The 21,528-nt window shown below is 72.4% G+C and carries 22 protein-coding genes; 12 read left to right on the forward strand and 10 right to left on the reverse strand.

Annotated elements, in window-relative coordinates; translation table 11 throughout:
- Positions 1 to 121: 121 nt before the first annotated feature.
- The 5 genes from ACSTA4_RS19815 (at position 122) to ACSTA4_RS19835 (ending at position 5,255) form a co-directional block, all read left to right on the forward strand.
- The gene (locus ACSTA4_RS19815) at positions 122 to 1,099 is read left to right on the forward strand and encodes an ACP S-malonyltransferase (protein WP_444960567.1); all 978 of its coding nucleotides are present in this window, start codon (positions 122 to 124) and stop codon (positions 1,097 to 1,099) included.
- A 2-nt stretch (positions 1,100 to 1,101) separates the two neighbouring features.
- Positions 1,102 to 2,058: a beta-ketoacyl-ACP synthase III gene (locus ACSTA4_RS19820; protein WP_444960568.1), complete on the forward strand. Its 957-nt coding sequence runs from the start codon at positions 1,102 to 1,104 to the stop codon at positions 2,056 to 2,058.
- A gap of 107 nt (positions 2,059 to 2,165) precedes the next feature.
- Entirely contained in the window at positions 2,166 to 2,423 is a 258-nt protein-coding gene (locus ACSTA4_RS19825) for an acyl carrier protein (protein WP_047871741.1), read from the forward strand.
- 126 nt (positions 2,424 to 2,549) lie between these two features.
- Positions 2,550 to 3,788: a beta-ketoacyl-ACP synthase II gene (gene fabF / locus ACSTA4_RS19830; RefSeq protein WP_248771219.1), complete on the forward strand. Its 1,239-nt coding sequence runs from the start codon at positions 2,550 to 2,552 to the stop codon at positions 3,786 to 3,788.
- A 285-nt stretch (positions 3,789 to 4,073) separates the two neighbouring features.
- The gene (locus ACSTA4_RS19835; protein WP_444960569.1) at positions 4,074 to 5,255 is read left to right on the forward strand and encodes an EAL domain-containing protein; all 1,182 of its coding nucleotides are present in this window, start codon (positions 4,074 to 4,076) and stop codon (positions 5,253 to 5,255) included.
- 64 nt (positions 5,256 to 5,319) lie between these two features.
- Here the strand turns inward: ACSTA4_RS19835 and ACSTA4_RS19840 are convergent, their stop codons facing one another.
- Positions 5,320 to 6,210 carry an SGNH/GDSL hydrolase family protein gene (locus ACSTA4_RS19840; RefSeq protein WP_041552783.1) on the reverse strand — a complete coding sequence of 297 codons (891 nt, stop codon included), beginning with the start codon at positions 6,208 to 6,210 and terminating at the stop codon, positions 5,320 to 5,322.
- Positions 6,211 to 6,956: 746 nt separating this feature from the next.
- Here ACSTA4_RS19840 and ACSTA4_RS19845 point away from each other — a divergent pair.
- Both ACSTA4_RS19845 and ACSTA4_RS19850 read left to right on the forward strand, forming a co-directional pair.
- Positions 6,957 to 9,281 (forward strand): hypothetical protein, encoded by a 2,325-nt coding sequence (locus ACSTA4_RS19845; RefSeq protein ID WP_444960570.1) that lies wholly within the window; start codon positions 6,957 to 6,959, stop codon positions 9,279 to 9,281.
- Between the two features lie 257 nt (positions 9,282 to 9,538).
- On the forward strand, positions 9,539 to 9,913 hold the full coding sequence (locus ACSTA4_RS19850) for a hypothetical protein (RefSeq protein ID WP_444960571.1): 375 nt from the start codon (positions 9,539 to 9,541) through the stop codon (positions 9,911 to 9,913).
- A 208-nt stretch (positions 9,914 to 10,121) separates the two neighbouring features.
- Here ACSTA4_RS19850 and ACSTA4_RS19855 read toward each other — a convergent pair whose 3' ends face one another.
- Genes ACSTA4_RS19855 through ACSTA4_RS19890 form a run of 8 tightly spaced genes read right to left on the reverse strand, consistent with a single transcriptional unit; the run spans position 10,122 to position 16,750 of the window.
- Positions 10,122 to 10,490: a metal-sulfur cluster assembly factor gene (locus ACSTA4_RS19855; RefSeq protein WP_212643647.1), complete on the reverse strand. Its 369-nt coding sequence runs from the start codon at positions 10,488 to 10,490 to the stop codon at positions 10,122 to 10,124.
- Positions 10,490 to 10,966: a Fe-S cluster assembly sulfur transfer protein SufU gene (gene sufU, locus ACSTA4_RS19860; protein ID WP_013153975.1), complete on the reverse strand. Its 477-nt coding sequence runs from the start codon at positions 10,964 to 10,966 to the stop codon at positions 10,490 to 10,492. Before sufU ends, ACSTA4_RS19855 begins: the two co-directional genes overlap by 1 nt.
- 19 nt (positions 10,967 to 10,985) lie before the next feature.
- Positions 10,986 to 12,287: a cysteine desulfurase gene (locus tag ACSTA4_RS19865; RefSeq protein WP_444960572.1), complete on the reverse strand. Its 1,302-nt coding sequence runs from the start codon at positions 12,285 to 12,287 to the stop codon at positions 10,986 to 10,988.
- A 3-nt stretch (positions 12,288 to 12,290) separates the two neighbouring features.
- Entirely contained in the window at positions 12,291 to 13,052 is a 762-nt protein-coding gene (sufC, locus tag ACSTA4_RS19870) for a Fe-S cluster assembly ATPase SufC (protein ID WP_013153977.1), read from the reverse strand.
- Between the two features lie 8 nt (positions 13,053 to 13,060).
- A complete protein-coding gene (locus ACSTA4_RS19875) occupies positions 13,061 to 13,396 on the reverse strand; it encodes a non-heme iron oxygenase ferredoxin subunit (RefSeq protein WP_274973975.1) in 336 nt (111 codons plus the stop codon).
- Positions 13,389 to 14,549: a Fe-S cluster assembly protein SufD gene (gene sufD, locus ACSTA4_RS19880; RefSeq protein WP_019610542.1), complete on the reverse strand. Its 1,161-nt coding sequence runs from the start codon at positions 14,547 to 14,549 to the stop codon at positions 13,389 to 13,391. Before sufD ends, ACSTA4_RS19875 begins: the two co-directional genes overlap by 8 nt.
- Position 14,550: 1 nt before the next feature.
- Positions 14,551 to 15,963, reverse strand: a complete 1,413-nt coding sequence (gene sufB, locus ACSTA4_RS19885) for a Fe-S cluster assembly protein SufB (RefSeq protein WP_013153980.1) — start codon at positions 15,961 to 15,963, stop codon at positions 14,551 to 14,553.
- Between the two features lie 19 nt (positions 15,964 to 15,982).
- Positions 15,983 to 16,750, reverse strand: a complete 768-nt coding sequence (locus ACSTA4_RS19890) for a helix-turn-helix transcriptional regulator (protein ID WP_444960573.1) — start codon at positions 16,748 to 16,750, stop codon at positions 15,983 to 15,985.
- Positions 16,751 to 17,065: 315 nt separating this feature from the next.
- On the opposite strand from ACSTA4_RS19890, the gene ACSTA4_RS19895 reads away from it, so the two are divergent.
- Positions 17,066 to 18,007 carry an ABC transporter ATP-binding protein gene (locus ACSTA4_RS19895; RefSeq protein WP_248771227.1) on the forward strand — a complete coding sequence of 314 codons (942 nt, stop codon included), beginning with the start codon at positions 17,066 to 17,068 and terminating at the stop codon, positions 18,005 to 18,007.
- A complete protein-coding gene (locus tag ACSTA4_RS19900) occupies positions 18,007 to 18,846 on the forward strand; it encodes an ABC transporter permease (protein WP_444960574.1) in 840 nt (279 codons plus the stop codon). The genes ACSTA4_RS19895 and ACSTA4_RS19900 overlap by 1 nt, the downstream gene beginning before the upstream one ends.
- An 18-nt stretch (positions 18,847 to 18,864) precedes the next feature.
- Here ACSTA4_RS19900 and ACSTA4_RS19905 read toward each other — a convergent pair whose 3' ends face one another.
- A complete protein-coding gene (locus ACSTA4_RS19905; protein ID WP_444960575.1) occupies positions 18,865 to 19,557 on the reverse strand; it encodes an RICIN domain-containing protein in 693 nt (230 codons plus the stop codon).
- A 124-nt stretch (positions 19,558 to 19,681) separates the two neighbouring features.
- On the opposite strand from ACSTA4_RS19905, the gene ACSTA4_RS19910 reads away from it, so the two are divergent.
- The 3 genes from ACSTA4_RS19910 (at position 19,682) to ACSTA4_RS19920 (ending at position 21,404) form a co-directional block, all read left to right on the forward strand.
- A complete protein-coding gene (locus ACSTA4_RS19910; protein ID WP_444960576.1) occupies positions 19,682 to 20,083 on the forward strand; it encodes a hypothetical protein in 402 nt (133 codons plus the stop codon).
- A gap of 6 nt (positions 20,084 to 20,089) precedes the next feature.
- Complete coding sequence (locus ACSTA4_RS19915; RefSeq protein WP_444960577.1) at positions 20,090 to 21,040, forward strand: EamA family transporter; 951 nt, start codon at positions 20,090 to 20,092, stop codon at positions 21,038 to 21,040.
- Positions 21,041 to 21,209: 169 nt separating this feature from the next.
- Positions 21,210 to 21,404 carry a hypothetical protein gene (locus tag ACSTA4_RS19920; protein ID WP_444960578.1) on the forward strand — a complete coding sequence of 65 codons (195 nt, stop codon included), beginning with the start codon at positions 21,210 to 21,212 and terminating at the stop codon, positions 21,402 to 21,404.
- The last annotated feature ends 124 nt before the right edge of the window (positions 21,405 to 21,528 follow it).

Raw genomic sequence — 21,528 nt, forward strand, 5'->3', positions numbered from 1 at the left:
CGGTTCCGGGTCCGCGGGAGCACGTTCGGCACCGTTTTGTGGAGTCCCAACAAACGGTGTCGAGTAAGTTCGTGCTCCTCCCCCTCTGACCGGTGATCTCCTACAGGGCAAGGTTGATGTCGTGCTTGTAATCGTTGCTCCCGGCCAAGGCGCCCAGGTTCCCGGCTTCCTCTCCCCGTGGCTCGAACTGCCCGGTGTCTCCGCGCAGGTCGAGGCGTGGTCCGAGGTCGCCGGGCTGGACCTGGTGCGCTACGGCACCACCGCGGACGCGGACGAGATCCGCGACACAGCGGTCGCCCAGCCCCTGCTGGTCGGGGCCGGCCTCGTCGCGGCCTCCGCCGTGCTCGGCCCCCTGGCCGCCCCCTCCCCCGCGCTGCCCGCCGAGGGCGCCCTGCTGGACGCCGTCGCGGGTCACAGCGTCGGTGAGTTCACGGCCGCCGCCATCGCCGGCGTCCTGTCCCCCAAGGACGCGATGGCCCTGGTGGCCGAGCGCGGCCGGGGCATGGCCGACGCCGCGGCGCGGACCGAGACCGGCATGACCGCCGTGCTCGGCGGCGACCGCGAGCAGGTGCTGGCGGCGATCGCCGCCGCCGGACTGACCGCGGCCAACGACAACGGTTCCGGCCAGATCGTGGCCGCCGGTACCACCGCGCAGCTCGCGGCCTTCGCCGAGAACCCGCCCGAGCGGGCGCGGCTGCGCTCCCTGTCGGTCGCGGGCGCCTTCCACACCGAGCACATGGCCCCGGCCGTGGAGCGGGTGCGGGCTGCCGCGGCCCCCCTGTCCCCCTCCGACCCCACGGTGCGCCTGCTCTCCAACGCCGACGGCGCCGTGGTCGGGAGCGGACCCGAGTACCTGGAGCGCCTCATCACCCAGGTCTCCTCCCCGGTCCGGTGGGACGCGTGCACGCAGACCCTGGCCGACCTGGGCGTGACCGCGATGATCGAACTCACACCGGCGGGCACGCTCACCGGCCTGGCCAAGCGCGCCCTGCGCGGGGTCGAACTCCTCGCGGTCAAGACCCCCGACGACCTCGACCGCGCCGGCGCCCTCGTCAAGGAGCACGCCGGGAACCCCGCGGCCACCGACCAGGAAGGCTAACCATGTTCAGCTCCCCGAGAACTCTCGGAGGCGCGGCGATCACCGCCTTCGGCGAGTACCAGCCCTCCCGGGTCGTGACCAACGCCGACCTCGAAGAGCGCGTCGACACCAGCGACGAGTGGATCCAGAGCCGGGTGGGCATCCGGGAGCGGCGCATCGCGGGCTCCGAGGACACCGTGACCAGCATGGCCGTGGCGGCGGGCGGCAAGGCCCTGGCCGCCGGCGGCCTGTCCCCCGAGGACATCGACCTGGTGATCGTGGCCACCTGCACCGTGCAGGACCAGATCCCCAACACCGCCGCCACCGTCGCCGCCAAGCTGGGCATCACCGCCCCGGGCGCCTTCGACCTCAACGCCGCCTGCGCGGGCTTCTGCTACGCCCTGGGCGTGGCCGCGGACATGGTCCGCGGCGGCAGCTCCCGCAACGTGCTGGTGATCGGCTCGGAGAAGCTCAGCGACTGGGTGGACTGGGACGACCGCGGCACCTGTGTGATCTTCGCCGACGGCGCCGGGGCCGCGGTCGTCTCCGCCTCCGAGGAGCAGGGCATCGGTCCGGTGGTGTGGGGCTCCTCCGGAGAGCGGGCCGCCAAGATCCACCTGCGCGAGGGCAAGTACCTTTGGCAGGAGGGCCAGGCGGTCTTCCGCTGGACCACCACCGAGCTGTACAAGGTCGCCCTGGAGGCGATGGAGAGGGCGGGTGTGGAGCCCTCGGAGCTGACCGCCTTCGTGCCCCACCAGGCCAACCTGCGCATCGTGGAGGCCATCGCCAAGAAGCTGGGCGCGCCCCAGGCACTCGTGGCCCGCGATATCGTCACCGCTGGCAACACCTCCTCCGCGTCCATCCCTCTCGCTCTCTCGCGAATGATCGGACGCGGGGAGCTGCCGTCGGGGAGCACCGTACTCACCCTGGGCTTCGGGGCGGGGCTGGTCTACGCCGCCCAGGTGATCCGCATCCCCTGAGCACCCGCCCGAACCCGCGGTCACACCACGCCGGCCGGGTCCGCGAGCCCGCGGCTCACGTGGTGTCCCCGAACCGACACGAATCACCGAGCAAGGAGAAAGACGACATGTCCCAGCAGAGCCAGTCCCAGCAGAGCGAGCAGGAGATCCTCAAGGGCCTCGGCGAGATCATCGAGGAGATCGTCGGGACCGAGCCCTCCGAGGTCACCCCGGACAAGAGCTTCGTCGACGACCTGGACATCGACTCGCTGTCCATGGTGGAGATCGCCGTCGCCGCCCAGGACAAGTTCGGCGTGGAGATCCCGGACGACCAGCTCAAGGACCTCAAGACGGTCCAGGACGTCATCAACTTCATCCAGAAGTAGGCCGTTCGGGGCGGCGGGACCCACCCCGTCCCGCCGCCCGACCCGCCGCCACGACCGGCTTCCCCACATCCGCCAACGCCCCCGGCCCCGCAGCCGGGAACGACCCACGAGAAGGGCGATCGGATCATGTCCAAGACCGATGTCGTCGTCACCGGCCTCGGCGCCACCACCCCCCTCGGGGGTGACGTCGCGACCACATGGTCCGCGCTCCTCGACGGCCGCTCCGGCATCAGCATGCTGCCGGAGGAGTGGCACGAGAAGCTCCCGGTGCACTTCGCCGGACAGATCGCGCAGGAACCCTCCGAGAAGCTCCCCAGGCCGCGCATGCGCCGCCTGGACCGCACCCAGCAGTTCGCGCTGATCGCCGCTCAGGAGGCCTGGCAGGACGCCGGCTCCCCCGAGGTGGACCCGATCCGCCTGGGCGTGGTGGTCTCCAGCGGGATCGGCGGCATCCTCACCATCCTGGAGCAGTACGACACCTTCCGCGAGAAGGGCTGGAAGCGGGTCTCCCCCTTCACCGTGCCCATGCTCATGCCCAACAGCCCCGCCGCCGCGATCAGCCTGGAGTACACCGCCCGGGCCGGTTCGCACGTGCCGGTGAGCGCCTGCGCCTCCAGCGCCGAGGCCATCGCCAACGGTGTGGACATGATCCGCTCCGGGCGCGCCGACGTGGTGATCGCGGGCGGCACCGAGGCCGCGATCCACCCGCTCAACATCGCCTCGTTCGCGTCCATGCGCGCGCTGTCCACGCGCAACGACGACCCGCAGCACGCCTCCCGCCCCTGGGACAAGGACCGCGACGGCTTCGTCATGGGCGAGGGCGCGGGCATCCTCATCCTGGAGTCGGCCGAGCACGCCGCCCGCCGGGGGGCCCGCGTGTACGCGCACGCCTCGGGCGTGGGCTACACCAACGACGCCTACGACATCGTCCAGCCCGAGCCGGAGGGCACCGGCCAGGCCCGTGCCATCACCCAGGCCCTGGCCGACGCCGACCTCACCCCCGAGGACATCGTGCACGTCAACGCGCACGCCACCTCCACCCCGGCCGGGGACGTGGGCGAGACGCGCGCGATCCGCACCGCGCTGGGCGACTCCGTCGCCGACCGCGTCGCGGTGACCTCCACCAAGTCCATGACCGGCCACCTGCTGGGCGGCGCGGGCGCCGTGGAGTCGATCGCGACCATCCTGGCGCTGCACGACGGGCGCATCCCGCCGACCATCAACATCGAGGAGCTCGACCCGGGCGTGGCCGTGGACATCGTCCGCGACAAGCCCCGGGACATGCCCGCGGGCGACGTGGCGGCGATCAACGAGTCCTTCGGGTTCGGCGGCCACAACATCGCGGTGGTCTTCCGCCGCGCCTGAGCCCCGCCGGACGCGGTCTCCCCGCATCCGCGCGCACGACACCGCCCGCCGGGTTCGTCCCGGCGGGCGGTGTCGTGCGTGCCCGGGCGGCGCCGCGGACGCGAAGGGCCGGGACGGCGGGAACGGCCACGGGCGGGCCCGCACACGTCCGGGAGGGCGCCCCTCACCGTCGGTACGCGATTGCCTCCGGACGTGAACGCCGTCGAACCGCCCTCCCTACGCCCCGGTGAAGGTGAGGGGAACAGCGGAGGACAAGTCTTCAGGTGGGACCGTTTCGGGGTCACCATGAGAACTGTGACTGCGCTGCATCCCCAACACACTCCCACGGCGCATCCGGACGGGCCGGGTGCGGTGGCCCGCCGCGCCCCGGGCGCTCCCGGCTACCAGCCCGTCGTCGACCTGGACTCGGGGACCGTGGTGGCCGTCGAGGTCACCGCCTCGCCGCCGCCCTCCGCGCGGGGCTCCTACGCGGAGGTGACCCCCCAGGAGGAGGCGGCCGTCGCCGAGTGGCTCCTGGCCCTGGTCCGCGAGACCTCCGTGTCCGAGAGCCTGCTGCCGATGGTCCTGCCGCTGCCCGCGCGGATCCTGGCCGGGGACGGGTTCGCCCCCCTGGTGGAGAGCCTGTTGCGCCGTGCGGGCCGCCGACCGCGCGACATCACCTTCATGCTCAGCCCGGACATGGCCGAGCTGGCGCGCAGGACCGTGGTGTCGGGGGTCTCCCGGCTGCGCGCGGCGGGTTTCCGGTGCGGGTTCGGGACGGCGATGGTGCGCCCGGACCTGGTGGTGGAGGCCGCGCCGTTCCTGATGCGGATCGACCCGGCGATCGTCTCCGGTGTGGCCGGGGACCAGCGGCACGCCACCGTGGTGGAGGGCCTGGCGCGGATCGGCCGGGGCAGCGGCGTGTACGCGCTGGCCTCGGGCGTGGGCAGCGCCGAGGACGTGGTGCGGCTGCGCCGCTGCGGGATACGCGTGGGCACGGGGCCGTTCTTCGCCGACAGCGCGTGGCGGCCCGGCGAGCGGGTGACCCCCGTTCCCGAGCCGAGCGCCGGGCAGGGCGGGGAGGAGGACTCCGGTCCCCGGGTCACCGAGTTCATGGTGCCGCCCGTGGGACTGGACTCCGACGCCACCGCGGAGCAGGTGCTGGAGTCCTTCACCGGGGACCCGGCGCTGAACAGCGTCATCCTCATCGACCACCGGGACCGCCCGGTCGGGGTCGTGGACAGGACGCGGTTCCTGCTGTCGGTGACGGGCCGCTACGGGCACGCCCTGCACGCCAAGCGTCCGGCGCTGCGGCTGGCCGAGTCCCCGCGCACGGTTCCGGCGTGGATGTCGGCGCTGGCGGCGCTGCGGGTGGCGGGCCAGGACAACGAGCGGGTCTACGACGACCTGATCGCCACCAACTCCTACGGCCAGTGCCTGGGCGTGGTGCACATCAGCGACCTCATCCAGTCCCTGTCGCGCAGCTGAGCGCCGGAGCGGACGGCGCCCGCACCGGGTCCGGCACGGGCGCCGCCGCGCGCGGGCGGACCGCTCAGTCCACGGGGTCGGGGCCCTTGGTGCCCGAGGGGCTGCTGGTGGGGGCGCTCTCGGCGGGGTCGAAGCCGTTGTAGGTGCCCTCCCAGGCCTTGCCCTCCTCGATGCTCCTGGCGATCCGGGACCGGGTGTCCTCGTCGTGCAGGTAGTCCAGCTCGGGGCGCTTGGGCAGGCGGCCGTCCCCGGAGGAGCGGCCCATGGCGCGGCGGCGCAGCCACGGCACCAGGTACTGGCGGGCCCAGCGGCGGTTCTCCCGGCGGCGCAGGATGCGGGGCAGCTGGCGGGGCGGGGTGGTCCACGGGTCGGTCCAGGACTCGGGCGGGCCCATGGGGAAGCCGAGCAGGTCGGCGACGCGCGCGGCGACGATCTGGTGGCCCGCGCCGTTGAGGTGCAGGCGGTCCTCGCTCCAGGCGCGGGAGTCGGTCAGCGCGTTGAGCGCCCACAGGTCGACGATCTCGGTGCCGGTGCGCTCGGCGACGGCGCGCATGTGCATGCTGAACACGGCGATGCGGCCGCGGTAGTAGCGCAGGACCGGGATCCACCCGGTGTCGTGGCCGGACAGGATCACCACGCGGATTCCGGCGTCGCGCAGCTGGCGGATGCCCCACTCGAAGTGCTCGGCCAGCCGGTCGAGGTCCCCTCCCGGGCGCAGGACGTCGTTGCCCCCGGCCAGGACGGTGACCAGGTCGGGCTTCCAGGCCAGCGTCTGGTCGAGCTGCTCGCCGAAGATGTGGCGCATCCGGCGCCCGCGCACGCCCAGGTTGGCGTAGCGGAAGTCGGGGGTCACCGTGGCCAGGTGCTCCGCCAGTCGGTCGGCGAAGCCCCGGTACTCGCCGTCGGGGCCGCTGTCGTCTTCCATCCCCTCGGTGATGCTGTCGCCGATCGCCACGTAGGACCGGATGGGAACCGGTCTATGGGGGCGAGCGGCCGCTGGGGGATTCGTCTCAAGGTCTGTCACGTCAACCAATCATCCGGCTCGACCGTCCCACGCCTGCGCGCGCCGAGGGTGCGCGGGTACGGCAATCGTGGTGTCGGGCCGCGGTCCGGCCACCACCCGTGTCCGAACACCGTCGACCCCTGTCGGCCACCGGGCGCGGCCGTCCGGCCGGAAAGGTCGCCCGGGCGAAGGACAGTGCCCTTCCAGCATACCCGCGGCCGACGACGGAGTGCCTGGGACGGAGTGTGTCGCACACCCCGCCGGGCTCCATGCTTCCCGGACCGGTCGTGCGCGCCCGTTGCGCGCGGGGGGCGCCCGTGTGAAGGCGCCGTGAACACCAACGACCGGCCGCCCCGGGAGGAACCCGGAGTCGGCTATGAGGTAGCTCACACGTCCGCGCGGGCCCGGGAGCCGGAACGCCCTCGTCACGGTCATCGCACAACGCAGTCACGGTCCGGTCGCGGCGGACCTGGCACGCCCGGGGGTACCCATGTGGCGTCAGGGGACGTACGATCTCGGGGGAGTGCTCACGGCACCCCTGTCCCCCGGCTCGCCGTGCCCGCCCGTGGCGCACGGACCGGCCTCCCGTCCGGCCTCCCCGCGGGCGAGGGGCGCGTACTGTGGTGCATCGAACCGAAGGCCCGTGCGGTTCCTCCCCAATTCACGTGCAGACACCAGGAGGTCGAGGTCCCCAGCGGATGAACGCCGTCTCTCCGATCTGCCTCGTCGACCTCGCGCCCGCACTGCGGTGGTCGAGGTCGCCGGACGTGGCTCCCCTGCTCCACCACGACCGTCTGATCGACGGCTGGTGGCACTCACTGCCCGTCGCACGCGTCCTGGACATCGCGGGGCCGCCCTGGCTCGCGCACGGCATCGCCCGCCTGGCGCTGGAGCAGTGGGCGCACCTGCCGCTGGCCGAGTTCCTGCCGAGCCTGCGCACCCAGCTGGTGGACTGCTCCGACCTCTCCGAGCCCGTGCGCGGCGCGGTCGTGGCCACCGCCGGGGACTGGGAACGCCTCATCTCCGCGAGCCCGCAGGAGATCGGCGCGTGGGCGCTCGCCGACTGCGACCCCATGGACATCCTGAGCACGGTGGCCTGGCGGGCGCTGCAGCCCTGCTGTGAGCTTCCCGGGGGCCCCACCCCCTCCCCCGCCCTGATGATGGAGGCCGTGCGCACCATCGCCCACTGGCTGCCCGACTCCGCGCCCGAGCACGTGCACAGCGCGCTGGAGTACCTCACCGCCGCCACGGGTTCCGGGACGGGGACCGAGGGCCCCGGACACGCGGCCCCGCCGCAGACCCCGGCGACGCGCGCGATCCGCACCCTGCGGGCCCTGCGCGCCCAGCGCGGCGAGGAGGCCGAGTCCTCCGGCGCCGCGGTCCCGGAGCAGGCGGCCACGGCCATGGTCAGCTCGGCCGCGATGATCCCCGGTTCCGCCCTGCGCACCGAGGCCGTGGACGTCGACGGCGCCCGCGGCGAGGGCGCGGGCGACCTGCGCTCGCAGTTCCGCAGCTCCCTGCTGGGCCCCGGGCGCACCCTGCGCCGCCCCAGCTTCGGTCCGCCCAAGGCCATGCGGCCCGACCACGCCCAGGAGCGCCCCCCGGCCCCGGCGCTGGGCCAGCACCCCCTGGTGGACCTGGTCGAGGAGATGTTCCGCTCCTGGCCCGAACTGGAGCGCACGGTGGCCGCCGAGCGCCTGTTCGCCACCGACCCCATCAGCATCCGCGTGCTCTCGGAGCAGATCGCGGTGGACGTCACCGAGATCCGCTCCGCCCAGCGCAAGGTGGAGGAGCGCCTGCTGCGCTGGCTCAACGCACCCGAGGGCGCCGCGATCACCAAGCACCTGCGCGAGCTGTCCGAGCAGCTGGGCGCGGCGACCACCATCGACCGCCTGATCAACGCCCACCCCGACCACCCGGTGGACGTGCCCACCCTCAACACGCCGCTGTGGCGGGTGATCATCACCCTGTTCACCGACCGGCGCATGCACAACGGCTGGCTGATCGCCGACGACCCCAACCGGCTGCGCTGGCAGACCCGCGAACTGCTGGGCGACGCTCCCAGCATGACCGAGGCCGGGATCCGGCTCAGCCGCATCGGCATCCGCCAGCAGGAGCTGCGCGCCTGGCTGCTGAGCACCCCCGGGGTGAGCCTGCGGGACGGGCACGTGTTCACGGACCCGTCGGTGCCCATGGAGATGCCCGCCAACCACCCGGGCCACACCGCCCCGGAGGACTCGGGGGCCACCACCGAGAACGGGCTGCCCATACGGCGGCGCGTGGACGCGCAGCCGTCCGCGGCCCCGGCCGAGCCCGCCCCCTCCCAGCAGCACGGAACCGGCCCCGAGCGGGCTCCCGCGGCCTTCGGCGCCGCCGCCCTGGATCCGCACCGCGTCGTGCCGCTGGGCCCGGCCCCCGGACAGGCCCACGGCCTGCCGCACACGTCCCCGGTCGCGCCGCCCGCACCGCCCTCGCGGCCGGGTGCGAGCGACCCCGCCATGGCGGCCCGCTGCTTCCGCGCCCCGGACGGGCGCTGGTGGCACCGCATCGACATCACCGCCGACCACCTCAACGGCGCCCCCGTGGCCGTGCCCACCGGATACGCCACCCACCTGGGCCTCCAGCCCGGGAGGCTGCTGTGCCTGACCGCTCCGGGCGCGGACCTGCTGGTGCTGGTCTGGCGCGACCAGCCGGCGTTCGACTCCCTGCGCCCCCTGCTGCGCCGCCAGGCCGCCCAGCCCGGCGACCGCGTGTTCATCACCGTGGCCGGGGACCGGCTGGATGCGCGCAAGCTGCCCGCCACCGACCTGAGCGGTTACTCCCCCACGGCCCGGGCGCTGCACCTGAGCGGCTACACCGCGCCCGCCTCCACCGAGGACGCCCTGAAGATCCTCTCCCGCCGGATCACCGACAGCGACGACGAGGCCTTCGCCGACCCCCAGTCGCTGGTGGACCTGCTGTCCCTGCGCGGTGACAACGACATCGCCGCGGAGCTGCGCGCGGGCATGTTCGCCGCGCACTAGCACGACTCGCCACGAGCGCCCGTCGCCCCCCGGCGGCGGGCGCTCTTCGTGTGCCCGGACCGCCGGGAGGTCCGGCCGCCCAGGCGAACGGGGCGTTACGACCCACTGAAGACACACAAAGTCCGCATGAACACATGCAAAGACAGGAGCAAAAACACACAAACCCTAGAAGTGGCCTTGCGCGTGTGGTTGACTACTCAGCGCCCCCTTCCGGGTGCGGTCCCACCCCCTGATCCACGACCACACTGAGGAGTTCCATGTCCGCCGTGCTCTCACGAGGCAAGTCGCTCGCCCTCACCATGGCCCTGGGCCTACTGCTCTCCCTGGGCCTGGCGGTGGGCACCGCCGCCCCCGCCGCGGCCGCGGGCACCTTCCGCCTGTGCAACGTGTCCTCCAACTACACGGCCTACGCCGACTTCGGCAGCTTCACCACCTTCGTGGTCAACCCCGGTCAGTGCACCAGCACCGGCATCAGCTCCTCCGGCGTCTCCTACTCCGTGACGATCCGGGGCACCTGGGCCAACTCCCCGTCCAAGACCACCACCCAGTACCGGGTCCCCGCCGGTCGCAGCGTCGACTTCCACGCCGGCGGCACCTTCGCCGCACCCCAGTTCAACCCCCTCGTCTACTGACGGAACCGGGCGCCCGCGCCCGAAGGCCCTGACGCTCCCGCGGCCCCCGCGCCCGACCGCGCGGGGCCGCCCCGTCCCCGCGACGCGGACCGCCACCGCCCGCCACGGCACCGGAAGGGACCCCGGAGCCCCGCGGCGGCGGTCCCGGGCACGCGAAACGGGCCGGTCCCCCGAGGGGGACCGGCCCGTTTCGCGCGTGCGGCGCGTGTCAGACGTTGAAGCCCAGCATGCGCAGCTGGTCGCGCCCGTCGTCGGTGATCTTGTCCGGACCCCACGGCGGCATCCAGACCCAGTTGATCTTGACCTCGCGCTCGAACTCGTCCAGGGCGCTGGTGGCCTGGTCCTCGATCACGTCGGTCAGGGGGCACGCCGCGCTGGTCAGGGTCATGTCCAGCGTGATGGTGCTGTCGTCGGCGTTCACCCCGTACAGCAGGCCCAGGTCGACGACGTTCACGCCCAGCTCGGGGTCGATCACGTCCTTGAGCGCCTCGCTGATCTCCTCGACCAGCGCCTCCGCCTCCGGGGAGAGGGGGGCGCCCTCGGCGGCCTCGGTCGTTGTCGTCTCGTTCTCGCTCATCAGACGGCTTCCTTCTCCAGGGACTGCGACACGGCGTCCTTCCAGGCCATCCACCCCAGCAGGGCGCACTTGATCCGCGCGGGGTACTTGGACACGCCGACGAACGCCACGGCGTCCTCCAGCACGTCCTCGTCGGGCTCGCCCTTGCCCTTGGACTGCATCAGCTCGGTGAAGGCGTCCAGGGTGGTCATGCCCTCGGCGACAGTGCGGCCGATGAGCAGGTCGGTCAGCACCGAGGTGCTGGCCTGGCTGATCGAGCAGCCCATCCCCTCGTAGGAGACGTCGCTGACCACGGCCTCGCGGTCGAGGCCGCCGGAGCCCTCGGCGGGGGTCAGCGCCACCCGGAGCGTCACCTCGTCCCCGCAGGTGGGGTTGATGTGGTGCGCCTCCGCGTTGTGCGGATCGCGCAGACCCTTGTGGTGCGGGTTGCGGTAGTGGTCCAGGATGATCTCCTGGTACATCGCGTCCAACTGCATGGTCAGGCTGTTCCTCGCTCTAGGGCCGGGTTCCGAAGAACTTCTGCGCGGCCCTGATGGCCTCCACGAGCGCGTCCACGTCCTCCGACGTGTTGTAGAGGTAGAAGGACGCGCGCGTGGTCGCGACGACGCCGAGCCTGCGGTGCAGCGGCCAGGCGCAGTGGTGGCCCACCCGGACCTCCACGCCCAGGTCGTCCAGGACCTGGCCCACGTCGTGCGGGTGGATGTCGTCCACGGCGAAGGACACGGCGCCGCCGCGGTCCACCGCATCGGTGGGGCCGACGATCCGCACGCCCTCCAGGGCGCCGATCCGCTCCAGCGCGTACTCGGTGAGCGCGTGCTCGTGCTCGGCGACCCGCTCCATGCCCACGCGGGACAGGTAGTCACAGGCCGCGGCCAGGCCGACGGCCTGCGGGGCCATCGGCACACCGGCCTCGAAGCGCTGGGGCGGGTCGGCCCAGGTGGAGTACTCCATGTGGACCACGCCGATCATGGAGCCGCCGGTGATGAACGGCGGGATGGCCTCCAGCAGCTCCCGGCGCCCCCACAGCACCCCGATCCCGTTGGGACCGAGCATCTTGTGCCCGGAGAAGACCAGGAAGTCCACGCCCAGCGCGGCCACGTCGACCGGCATGTGCGGAACCGACTGGCAGGCGTCCAGCACGGTCAGCGCGCCGACCTCGCGGGCCCGGGCGACGATCTCCCCGACCGGGTTGACGGTGCCCAGCACGTTGGACTGGTGGCTGAACGCCACCACCTTGGTGCGCTCGTTGACCAGGTCGGCGATCCCCGACAGGTCCAGGCGGCCCTCGTCGGTCACCGGGAACCAGCGCAGCGTCGCCCCGGTGCGCTGGCACAGCTGCTGCCAGGGCACCAGGTTGGCGTGGTGCTCCATCTCGGTCACCACGACCTCGTCGCCGGGTCCCACCTGGAAGCGGCGCAGCTCCTCGTCGGCGGTCGCGGAGTTGCTCAGCGCGTAGGCCACCAGGTTGACGCCCTCGGTGGCGTTCTTGGTGAACACCACCTCCCCGGCGTCGGCCCCGATGAACCGGGCGATGGTCTCCCGGGCCGCCTCGTAGGCGTCGGTCGCCTCCTCCGCGAGCTGGTGCGCGCCACGGTGCACCGCCGCGTTGTGGCGTTCGTAGAACTCACGTTCGGCGTCGAGCACCTGACGGGGCTTCTGCGAGGTTGCCCCGGAGTCGAGGTACACCAGCGGCCGCCCGTCGCGGACGGTCCGGGAGAGGATCGGGAAGTCCTCCCGGATCGCCGCGACGTCGAGCGGGGCCGCCCCGGCCCGACCGAACTCGCGGACTGTGGTCATGGGTTACGCGCCCGCCTTCACGAAACGCTCGTAGCCCTCGGCCTCCAGCACGTCGGCCAGCTCCGGGCCGCCGGACTCGGCGACGCGGCCGCCCGCGAAGACGTGCACGAAGTCGGGCTTCACGTAGTTGAGGATCCGGGTGTAGTGCGTGATGAGCATGACGCCCATCTCACCGCTCGCCTTGGCGCGGTTGACGCCCTCGGAGACGACCTTGAGCGCGTCGACGTCCAGGCCGGAGTCGGTCTCGTCCAGGATGGCGACCTTGGGCTTGAGCAGCTCCAGCTGGAGGATCTCGTGGCGCTTCTTCTCACCGCCGGAGAAACCCTCGTTGACGCCGCGGGCGGCGAAGGCCGGGTCGATGGACAGGTCCTTCATCGCTCCCTGGAGCTCCTTAGAGAACTGGCGGAGCTTGGGGGCCTCGCCGCGCACCGCGGTGACGGAGCTGCGCAGGAAGTTGGACATGGACACGCCGGGGACCTCGACCGGGTACTGCATGGCCAGGAACACGCCGGCGCGGGCGCGCTCGTCGACGCTCATCTCCAGGATGTTCTCGCCGTCGACGAGGACCTCGCCCTCGGTGATCTCGTAGCGCGGGTGGCCCGCGATCGCGTAGGCGAGGGTGGACTTGCCCGAGCCGTTGGGGCCCATGATGGCGTGGGTCTCACCGGAGTTGACGGTCAGGTCAACGCCCTTGAGGATCTCCTGCCGCTCGTCCTCGCCGATGAGGACGTCGGCGCGCAGGCCGCGGATTTCGAACTTGGTCATTTCAGGCCTCAGGAATTCTTCTCATCCAGCGAGACGAGCACGTCTTCGCCGTCGATCTTCACGTCGTAGGTGGGGACCGCCTGGGTCGCGGGCGGGTTGATCGGCGCCCCCGAGCGCAGGTCGAAGCAGGAGCCGTGCAGCCAGCACTCGATGGTGCCGTCCTCGACCTCGCCCTCGGACAGGCGGACCTCGGCGTGCGAGCACACGTCCCGCACGGCGTACACCTCGCCCTCGCTGCGGACCAGGGCGATGGGTGTCTCGTCGTCGGTCTCGACCCCGAGGGCCCCCTCATCGGGGATCTCGGAGAGCTCGGCGACCTTCACCCAGCGTCCGGCCTCACTCATGGGCGGCCAGCTTGCGCTCGACCTTGGCCATGATCTCCTCACGCAGCTCCTCGACCGGGATCCGGTTGATGAGCTCCAGGAAGTAGCCGCGGATGACCAGGCGCCGGGCCTCGTCCTCCGGGATGCCCCGGGAGCGCAGGTAGAACAGGTGGATGTCGTCGAGGCGGCCGCTGGCGGCGGCGTGCCCGGCGCCCTCCACCTCACCGGTGAAGATCTCCAGGTTGGGCACCGAGTCCACGCGGGTGTCGTCGGTGAGCTGGAGGTTGCGGTTGTGCTCGTAGGAGTCGGTGCCGGTGGTGCCCTCACCGATGATCACGTCACCGATCCACACACCGTGGGCGTCCTTGCCGCTCAGCGCGCCCTTGTACTCCACCCGCGAGCGGGTGTTGGACATGTTGTGGTCGATGAGCGAGCGGTGCTCGTGGTGCTGGCCGTCGCCGGTGAAGTACAGCCCGTGGAGCTCGGCGTTGGCGCCGCGCCCCTTGTAGGCCACCTTCGGGGAGAGCCGGACCAGGTCGCCGCCCAGGGTGATCACGATCGACTTGAACGTGGCGTCCTTGGCCACCTGGGCGTTGTGCTGCGAGACGTCGACGGCGTCGCCGTCCCAGTCCTGGACGCTGATCAGCGTCAGGCGCGCGCCCTCGCCGACGTGGATGTCCACGCTGCCCGCGCGCACGCCCGTGCCGGTCTGGTTGAGGACCACGACCGCCTCGGCCAGCGGCTTGACGTCCAGGACGAACTGGTCGTAGCGCGTGCCGCCCTGGGCCTGGCGGTTGACGGTGATCGGCCGCTCCAGGGCCGCACCCTGCGCGACCGTGATGACCGTGGCCTCCTCGAAGGAGGTGTAGGCCTGGGCGGTGACGCGGTCGGCGGGGAACCCGGCGGTGCCGAGCCGCGCGTCGCCGCGGCCGACCGTCTCGACGGTGGCGCCCTCGGGGGCGTCCACGTCGAGCTTGTCGGTGCCGTCGGCGACGGCGCTGCCGTCGTGCAGGCCCTTGAGGCGGCGGATCGGAGTGAAGCGCCACTCCTCCTCGCGGCCGCCAGGGACGGGGAAGTCGTTCACGTCGAAGGACCCGTGGGTGGCCAACTTGGAGAACGGGATCTCCCCCAGGCCGTGGCTGTGGGCCTTGGGTTCGGTGCTCGGGCTGGTCAACTTAACCAACCGCTCCTTCCATCTGAAGCTCGATCAGCCGGTTCAGTTCCAGCGCGTACTCCATGGGCAGCTCGCGCGCGATGGGCTCGACGAACCCGCGCACGATCATGGCCATGGCCTCGTCCTCGTCCATGCCCCGGCTCATCAGGTAGAAGAGCTGGTCCTCGCTGACCTTGGAGACGGTCGCCTCGTGCGCGAGCTCGGCGTCGTCCTCGCGCAGGTCGTTGTAGGGGTAGGTGTCCGAACGGCTGATGGTGTCGATCAGCAGCGCGTCGCACTTGACCGAGGACTTGGCGTGGTCGGCGCCCTCCTGCACCTGCACCAGTCCCCGGTAGGAGGCGCGGCCCCCGCCGCGTGCCACCGACTTGGAGATGATGGTGGAGGAGGTGTTGGGCGCGCAGTGCACCATCTTGGACCCGGTGTCCTGGTGCTGGCCCTCGCCCGCGAAGGCGATGGACAGGGTCTCGCCCTTGGCGTGCTCGCCCATCAGGTAGACGGCCGGGTACTTCATGGTGACCTGGGAGCCGATGTTGCCGTCGATCCACTCCATGGTCGCGCCCTCTTCGGCCACGGCGCGCTTGGTGACCAGGTTGAAGACGTTGTTGGACCAGTTCTGGATGGTCGTGTAACGGCAGCGGGCGTTCTTCTTGACGATGATCTCCACGACCGCGGAGTGCAGCGAGTCCGACTTGTAGATCGGCGCGGTGCAGCCCTCGACGTAGTGGACGTAGGCGCCCTCGTCGACGATGATCAGGGTCCGCTCGAACTGGCCCATGTTCTCGGTGTTGATCCGGAAGTAGGCCTGGAGCGGGATCTCCACGTGCACGTTCTTGGGCACGTAGATGAACGACCCGCCGCTCCACACGGCGGTGTTGAGCGCGGCGAACTTGTTGTCGCCGGCCGGGATCACGGAGCCGAAGTACTCCTCGAAGATCTCCGGGTGCTCCTTGAGGGCGGTGTCGGTGTCCAGGAAGATGACACCCTGCTCCTCCAGGTCCTCGCGGATCTGGTGGTAGACGACCTCGGACTCGTACTGCGCGGCGACACCGGCGACCAGGCGCTGCTTCTCCGCCTCGGGGATGCCCAGCCTGTCGTAGGTGTTCTTGATGTCCTCGGGCAGGTCCTCCCAGGAGGTGGCCTGCTTCTCCGTGGACCGCACGAAGTACTTGATGTTGTCGAAGTCGATCTTGGACAGGTCCGCGCCCCAGTTGGGCATGGGCTTCTTGTCGAAGAGCCGCAGGGACTTGAGGCGGAGCTTGGTCATCCACTCCGGCTCGTCCTTCTTGGCGGAGATGTCGCGGACGACCTCTTCGTTCAGACCGCGGCGGGCCGAGGCCCCGGCCGCGTCGGAGTCGGCCCAGCCGTACTCGTATGTTCCGATCCCCTCGAGCTCGGGATGCGCGATAGACGTCATGCGCGGACTCCTCCTGGACTCAGACGTCCTTGTGGTGAACTGAGCCGTCCGCCGCCTGGCGGATGGCCTTGGACGCGGGGGTGCCGTCCTCCCCGCTCTCCGCGTCGCCCCGGGGGGTGACGTGGGTGGTGCACACACCGTCGCCGTGGGCGATGGTGGCCAGCCTGCGCACCGGGGTGCCCAGCAGCCGCGCGAAGGCCTCGATCTCGGCCTCACAGAGTTGCGGGAACTCGGCGGCCACGTGCGCGACGGGGCAGTGGTGCTGGCACAACTGGTCGCCGCCGCCGGGTGCGGGCGCCTGGCCCGCGGTGGCGGCGTAGCCGTCGTTGGAGAGGGCCTCGGCCAGCAGCCGGACGCGTTGCTCAGCGGGAACCGCGTCCAGCAGGGGCCTGTAGCGCCGCTCCAGGTCGGCGACCTGACTGCGGGCGAACTCGCCGACGGCTCCGGGACCGGCCGTGTCGGCCAGGAAGCGGAGCGCGCTGGTGGCGAGGTCGTCGTAGGCGTGGACGAAGGCGTCGCGTCCGGCCTCGGTGATGGCGAAGACGCGCGCCGGGCGGCCCCGGCGGCGTCGCCCGCCGTGGGGCCGGGCGTCGCGGGCCTCGACCATGCCCTCGCTGGTCAGGTTGTCGAGGTGGCGGCGGATGGCCGCCGGGGTGAGCCCGAGCCGCTCCCCCAGTGCGGAGGCGGTGATCGGGCCCTTCTCCAGGATGAGCCGCGCGACCCGTGCGCGGGTGCCGGTCTCGGCCCCGCGCTCCGTTCCGGCCAGGGGACGGGACACACTGGACATCTCGGACACAGTCTTCCCCTCCCTCTCTGACTCGGCTCCTGGTTTTGACAACATCAGTGTGGCGTAAATAAGTCCGTCGAGGCAAACCCGACCCCATGGACTTGATCACCAAGGGCAGGCTTGCCTAACAGGGGGTTCACGCACCGGCAACCCCGTGGACACGAACGGGAACGGGCCCGAGATCCTTCCCGACGACCATATGCCGAGACCGCCGTATCGGGATGCGGACAGGAGTGCTCGGCGCGCCGCCGGTCCCCGGACGCCCCGGCCGGGGCGGTGAAGCCCTCCGCCGGGCCGCACGTAGACTCAGGGCCCATGGACACAGCCGCGGTCGAGGTCGTCGACCTGGTCAAGCGCTACGGCGCCACCACCGCAGTCACCGGCCTCACCTTCAGCGCGCGCCGGGGCGCGGTGACGGCGCTGCTCGGTCCCAACGGAGCGGGCAAGACCAGCACCATCGAGATCTGCGAGGGCTTCCGCCGCGCCGACGGCGGGCGGGTGCGGGTGCTGGGCCTGGACCCCGTGGCCGACTCCGGCGCCCTCAAACCCCGTGTCGGGGTGATGCCCCAGTCCGGGGGCGTGCCCACCGGCGCCCGCGCCGCCGAGTGGCTGCGGCTGATGGCCTCCTTCCACGCCCGGCCGATCGAGCCCCGCCTGCTGCTGGAGCGGCTGGGCCTGACCTCGGTGGCCACCACGCCCTTCCGCCGCCTGTCCGGCGGCCAGCAGCAGCGCCTGTCCCTGGCCTGCGCCGTGGTCGGCCGCCCCGAGCTGGTCTTCCTGGACGAGCCGACCGCGGGCCTGGACCCGCAGGCGCGCATGGCCACCTGGGACCTGGTGGCGGCCCTGCGCGAGGCGGGTGTGGCGGTGATCCTGACCACGCACTACATGGAGGAGGCCGAGCGGCTGGCCGACCACGTGGTCATCATCGACCGCGGCGCCGTGGTCGCCGAGGGCACCCCCGCCGAGCTGACCGGGGAGCGCCGCGAGGTCTGCTTCTCCGCCGAGGCCCCGGTGGACACGGCCCTGCTGGAGGCCGCCCTGCCCGAGGGCAGCCGGGTGGAGGCCCACGGCCCCGCCGACGGCCGCCGCGAGTACGCGGTCGTCCCCGGCGGCGCGGGGGCGCCCGGCCCGGAGTTCCTGGCCACGGTCACCGCCTGGTGCGCCTCGGCCGGAGTCCTGGCCGAGGACCTGCGCGTGCGGCGGCGTACCCTCGAAGACGTCTTCCTCGAACTCACCGGCAGGGAACTGCGCGACTGATGCACGAGCACACCTCCACCGCCTCCGCACGGGCGGCCGCCGACGCGCCCGCTCACGGAGGCGACGACGCCTCGCTGTTCACCCCCGCGCCCGGGGCCGCGCCGATGTGGCGGATGGTCGCCGCGCAGGCCGGGATGGAGCTGCGGGTCATGCTGCGCCACGGCGAGCAGTTCCTGCTCACCATGGTGATCCCCGTGCTGCTGCTGGTGGGCTTCAGCCTCACCTCGGTGCTGGACGTGGGCGAGGGGGCGCGGGTGGACGCGCTCACGCCCGGCGTGCTGGCGCTGGCGGTGATGTCCACGTCGTTCACGGGCCTGGCCATCGGCACCGGCTTCGAACGCCGCTACGGAGTGCTCAAACGGCTGGGGGCGACCCCGCTGTCGCGCTTCGGCCTGCTGGCCGCCAAGACCCTGGCCGTGCTGGGCGTGCAGGCGATCCAGACGGTGGTGCTGTGCGCGGTGGCGCTGGCGCTGGGCTGGTCGCCCGCGGTGAGCCCGGCGGGCGTGCTGGCGGCCGTGGCGCTGGTGCTGCTGGCCACCGCCGCGTTCAGCTCGCTGGCCCTGCTGATGGCGGGCACGCTGCGGGCCGAGGCGACCCTGGCCGGGGCCAACCTGGTGTACGTGCTGCTGCTGGGCCTGGGCGGGGTGCTCTTCCCGGTCAGCAGCTTCCCCGGCCCCCTGGAGCAGGCGGCGTCGGCGCTGCCGATCACCGCGCTCAGCTCGGGGCTGCGGACGGTCCTGGCGGACGGCTCCCTGCCCGGCCCGGGCGCGTTCGCGGTGCTGGCCGTGTGGGCGCTGGTCTGCGGCGTGCTGGCCAGCCGCCTCTTCCGCTGGGAGTAGCCCGGGCCCCGGGCCTGGTCAGTTCAGGGGCAGCAGGCGCCACTGCTGGTGGGCGTGGCCGCCGTCGGGTGCCTGGGCGACCCTGGTGCCGTTGTCGGGTGCGCCGCCCTGCGCCTCCAGCGCCTGGCCGGTGGCCCGGTTGACCAGGCGGACCACACCCGGTCCCACCTCGACGAGCGACCAGTGCTGGTTGGGCGAGCCGGTACGGGTGAGCAGGGCCGCGCCGGGCTGCGCGGCCGGGTCGGCGGGGATCTCCAGGAGCTTGCCGCTGCCCACGCCCTCGATCTCGTAGAAGCCCCCGTCCACGGGAATGAAGCGCCACTGCTGGTTGGTCTGGTCGTGGCGGTCCCACAGGTGGACGGGCGCGCCGTTGGCGGTGGACGTGCCCGCGACGTCCATGACGCGGCCGCCGTGGACGCTCTGGACCGCGTAGACGAGCGCGGGGTCCAGGCCCGCCGGGTGGACCACCTCCTCCTCCGACGGCTCCTCGGTGGGCTCCTCGGCCTCGGGGGCTCCGGGCGGCTGGACCAGGATGCCCGAGGCCGTGGTCATCTCCGGTTCCTCGGGCCGGTCCCCGCCGGACACGAGCAGGCCCCCCGCGTAGCCGCCGACGAGGGCCACCACCAGCAGCGCCAGGGCTCCGGCCAGGAGCGGCCAGCGGGGGACGTACCGTTCGTGGTCGCGGGGGGAACGGGCACGGCGTCGGGACATTGAGGACACTCCAGCGGGGTACGGGCGGGGGCCGCGTCGATCCACGGCCCGGACCATTTCACACCACTTCGCCGGTTTGATGCACGTTCGCCCGTCAGTGGTGGGGGCTCGATAGGGTCCGGGCATGGAAGCGCTCGGAGTCCCCTGGTTCATCGCGGTCCGCTACCTCGGCCCGCCGTTGCTCCTGCTCGCCGCGGGCGGCGCGCTGACGCTGTGGCGGCGGCCCGCCCGGCCCGGACTGGTGTGGGCCGCGCTGCTGGTGAACCTGCTCGCGGCGGCGCTGCCGTTCCTGTGGATCGGGGTTCAGCTCCTGACCGGCCGGGCGGACCAGACGGTGCACGGGCTGGTCATGACGCTGGCGCAGCCCGCGGTGGCCACGGCGGCCTGGGGACTGCTGCTGGCCGCGGTCGTGGCCCGGCCCCGGGGGCCGGACCGGCCCGCGAGGGGCCGCGACCGGGCGGACCGGGCCCGGACGCGGACCGGGGACGGCGGGGAGACGGAGAGGACCCCCGAAAACGTAGGATGACTTCCCATGAGCACTCCGTCCCGGCCCCAGGCAGCGTTCTCCCCGCTCCGAGCGGTGGAGGCGGTGCCCCCGGTCTGGCTGGTGATGATCGGCATCGTCTCGGTGCAGACCGGCGCCGGAGTGGCCAAGAACCTCTTCGACGTGCTGCCCCCGGCCGCGGTCGTGTGGCTGCGGCTGCTGACCTCGGCGGTGCTCCTGGTCCTGGTGGCGCGGCCGGTGCTCAGGGCGCGCTCGCGCGGGGACTGGTGGGTGGTGGTCGGCTACGGCGTCGCGCTGGCGATGATGAACTTCCTCATCTACCAGGCCTTCGCGCGCATCCCGCTGGGGATCGCGGTCACCATCGAGTACCTGGGGCCGCTGGCCATCGCGATCCTGGGGTCTCGCCGCCGGATCGACCTGGTGTGGGCGGGTCTGGCCGGGCTGGGCGTGGTCGCGCTGGGGCTGGAGTCGGGCTCGATGGACCCGCTGGGCATCCTGTTCGCCGTGCTGGCGGCGGTGGCCTGGGCGGGCTACATCCTGCTCAGCGCGTCGACGGGCCAGCGGTTCAGCGGCGCGTCCGGCCTGGCGATCGCCAGCGTGGTCGGCGTGGTCGTCATGGCGCCGATCGGGGTGTACGAGGGGGGCGCGGCCCTGCTCGACTGGCGCCTGCTGCTGTTCGGCCTGGTGGTCGGCGTGCTGTCCTCGGTGGTGCCCTACACGCTGGAGCTGACCGCGCTGCGCCGGATGCCGCCGCGCGTGTTCGGGGTGCTGATGAGCCTCCAGCCCGCCGCCGCGGCGCTGGTGGGCCTGGTGGTGCTGGGCGAGCTGCTGACCGCGTGGCAGTGGTTCGCGGTGGCCTGCGTGATCGTGGCCAGCGCGGGTTCCACGCGCACCTCGGCCCGCGACGGCGGGGACCGCGGCTCCGAGGCCGACGGCGCGTCCGCCCGGCCGCCCCGGGAGGACCCCGGAGAGCGGTAGGCGTTTCTGGTCCGCGGCCGTCGTGTCCCCGACTCGCCCGCCGGGGCGGCCCGTCCAGGAAGACGGGGGCAGGAGTTTTGCTACTCCGTGTTTCTGAATAGTCACAAATGGTTATCTGTCCTGGTGGGCCGGCCAACCGGCTGGACCGCTCGCATTCGAAGGGGGAGCCATGCGCACCACCGCCAAGATGATGATGACCGCCCTGTTCACCGCCGGCCTGCTCGGCATGGGGTTCGGGACCGCCTCCGCGGGTGAGGCCGACTCCGACGCCTACCAGGCGTGCGTGCAGGAGCAGGGCTTCCTCGGTCTGATCAACCTGGACCTGGACCTGCTCAACCAGTGCATCTCCAACCACGTCGGCTAGGACCGCGCCGACCGGTCGACGGGGGCGGCGGGCCCTCCCGAACCGACGAGCCCCGGGATCGGGCCGATCGGGAGATACGGACCCCGCCGTCGCGGAGGGGGCGTCCACGCGTGGGCGCCCCCTC

It is taken from the genome of Nocardiopsis sp. M1B1 (assembly GCF_052466615.1).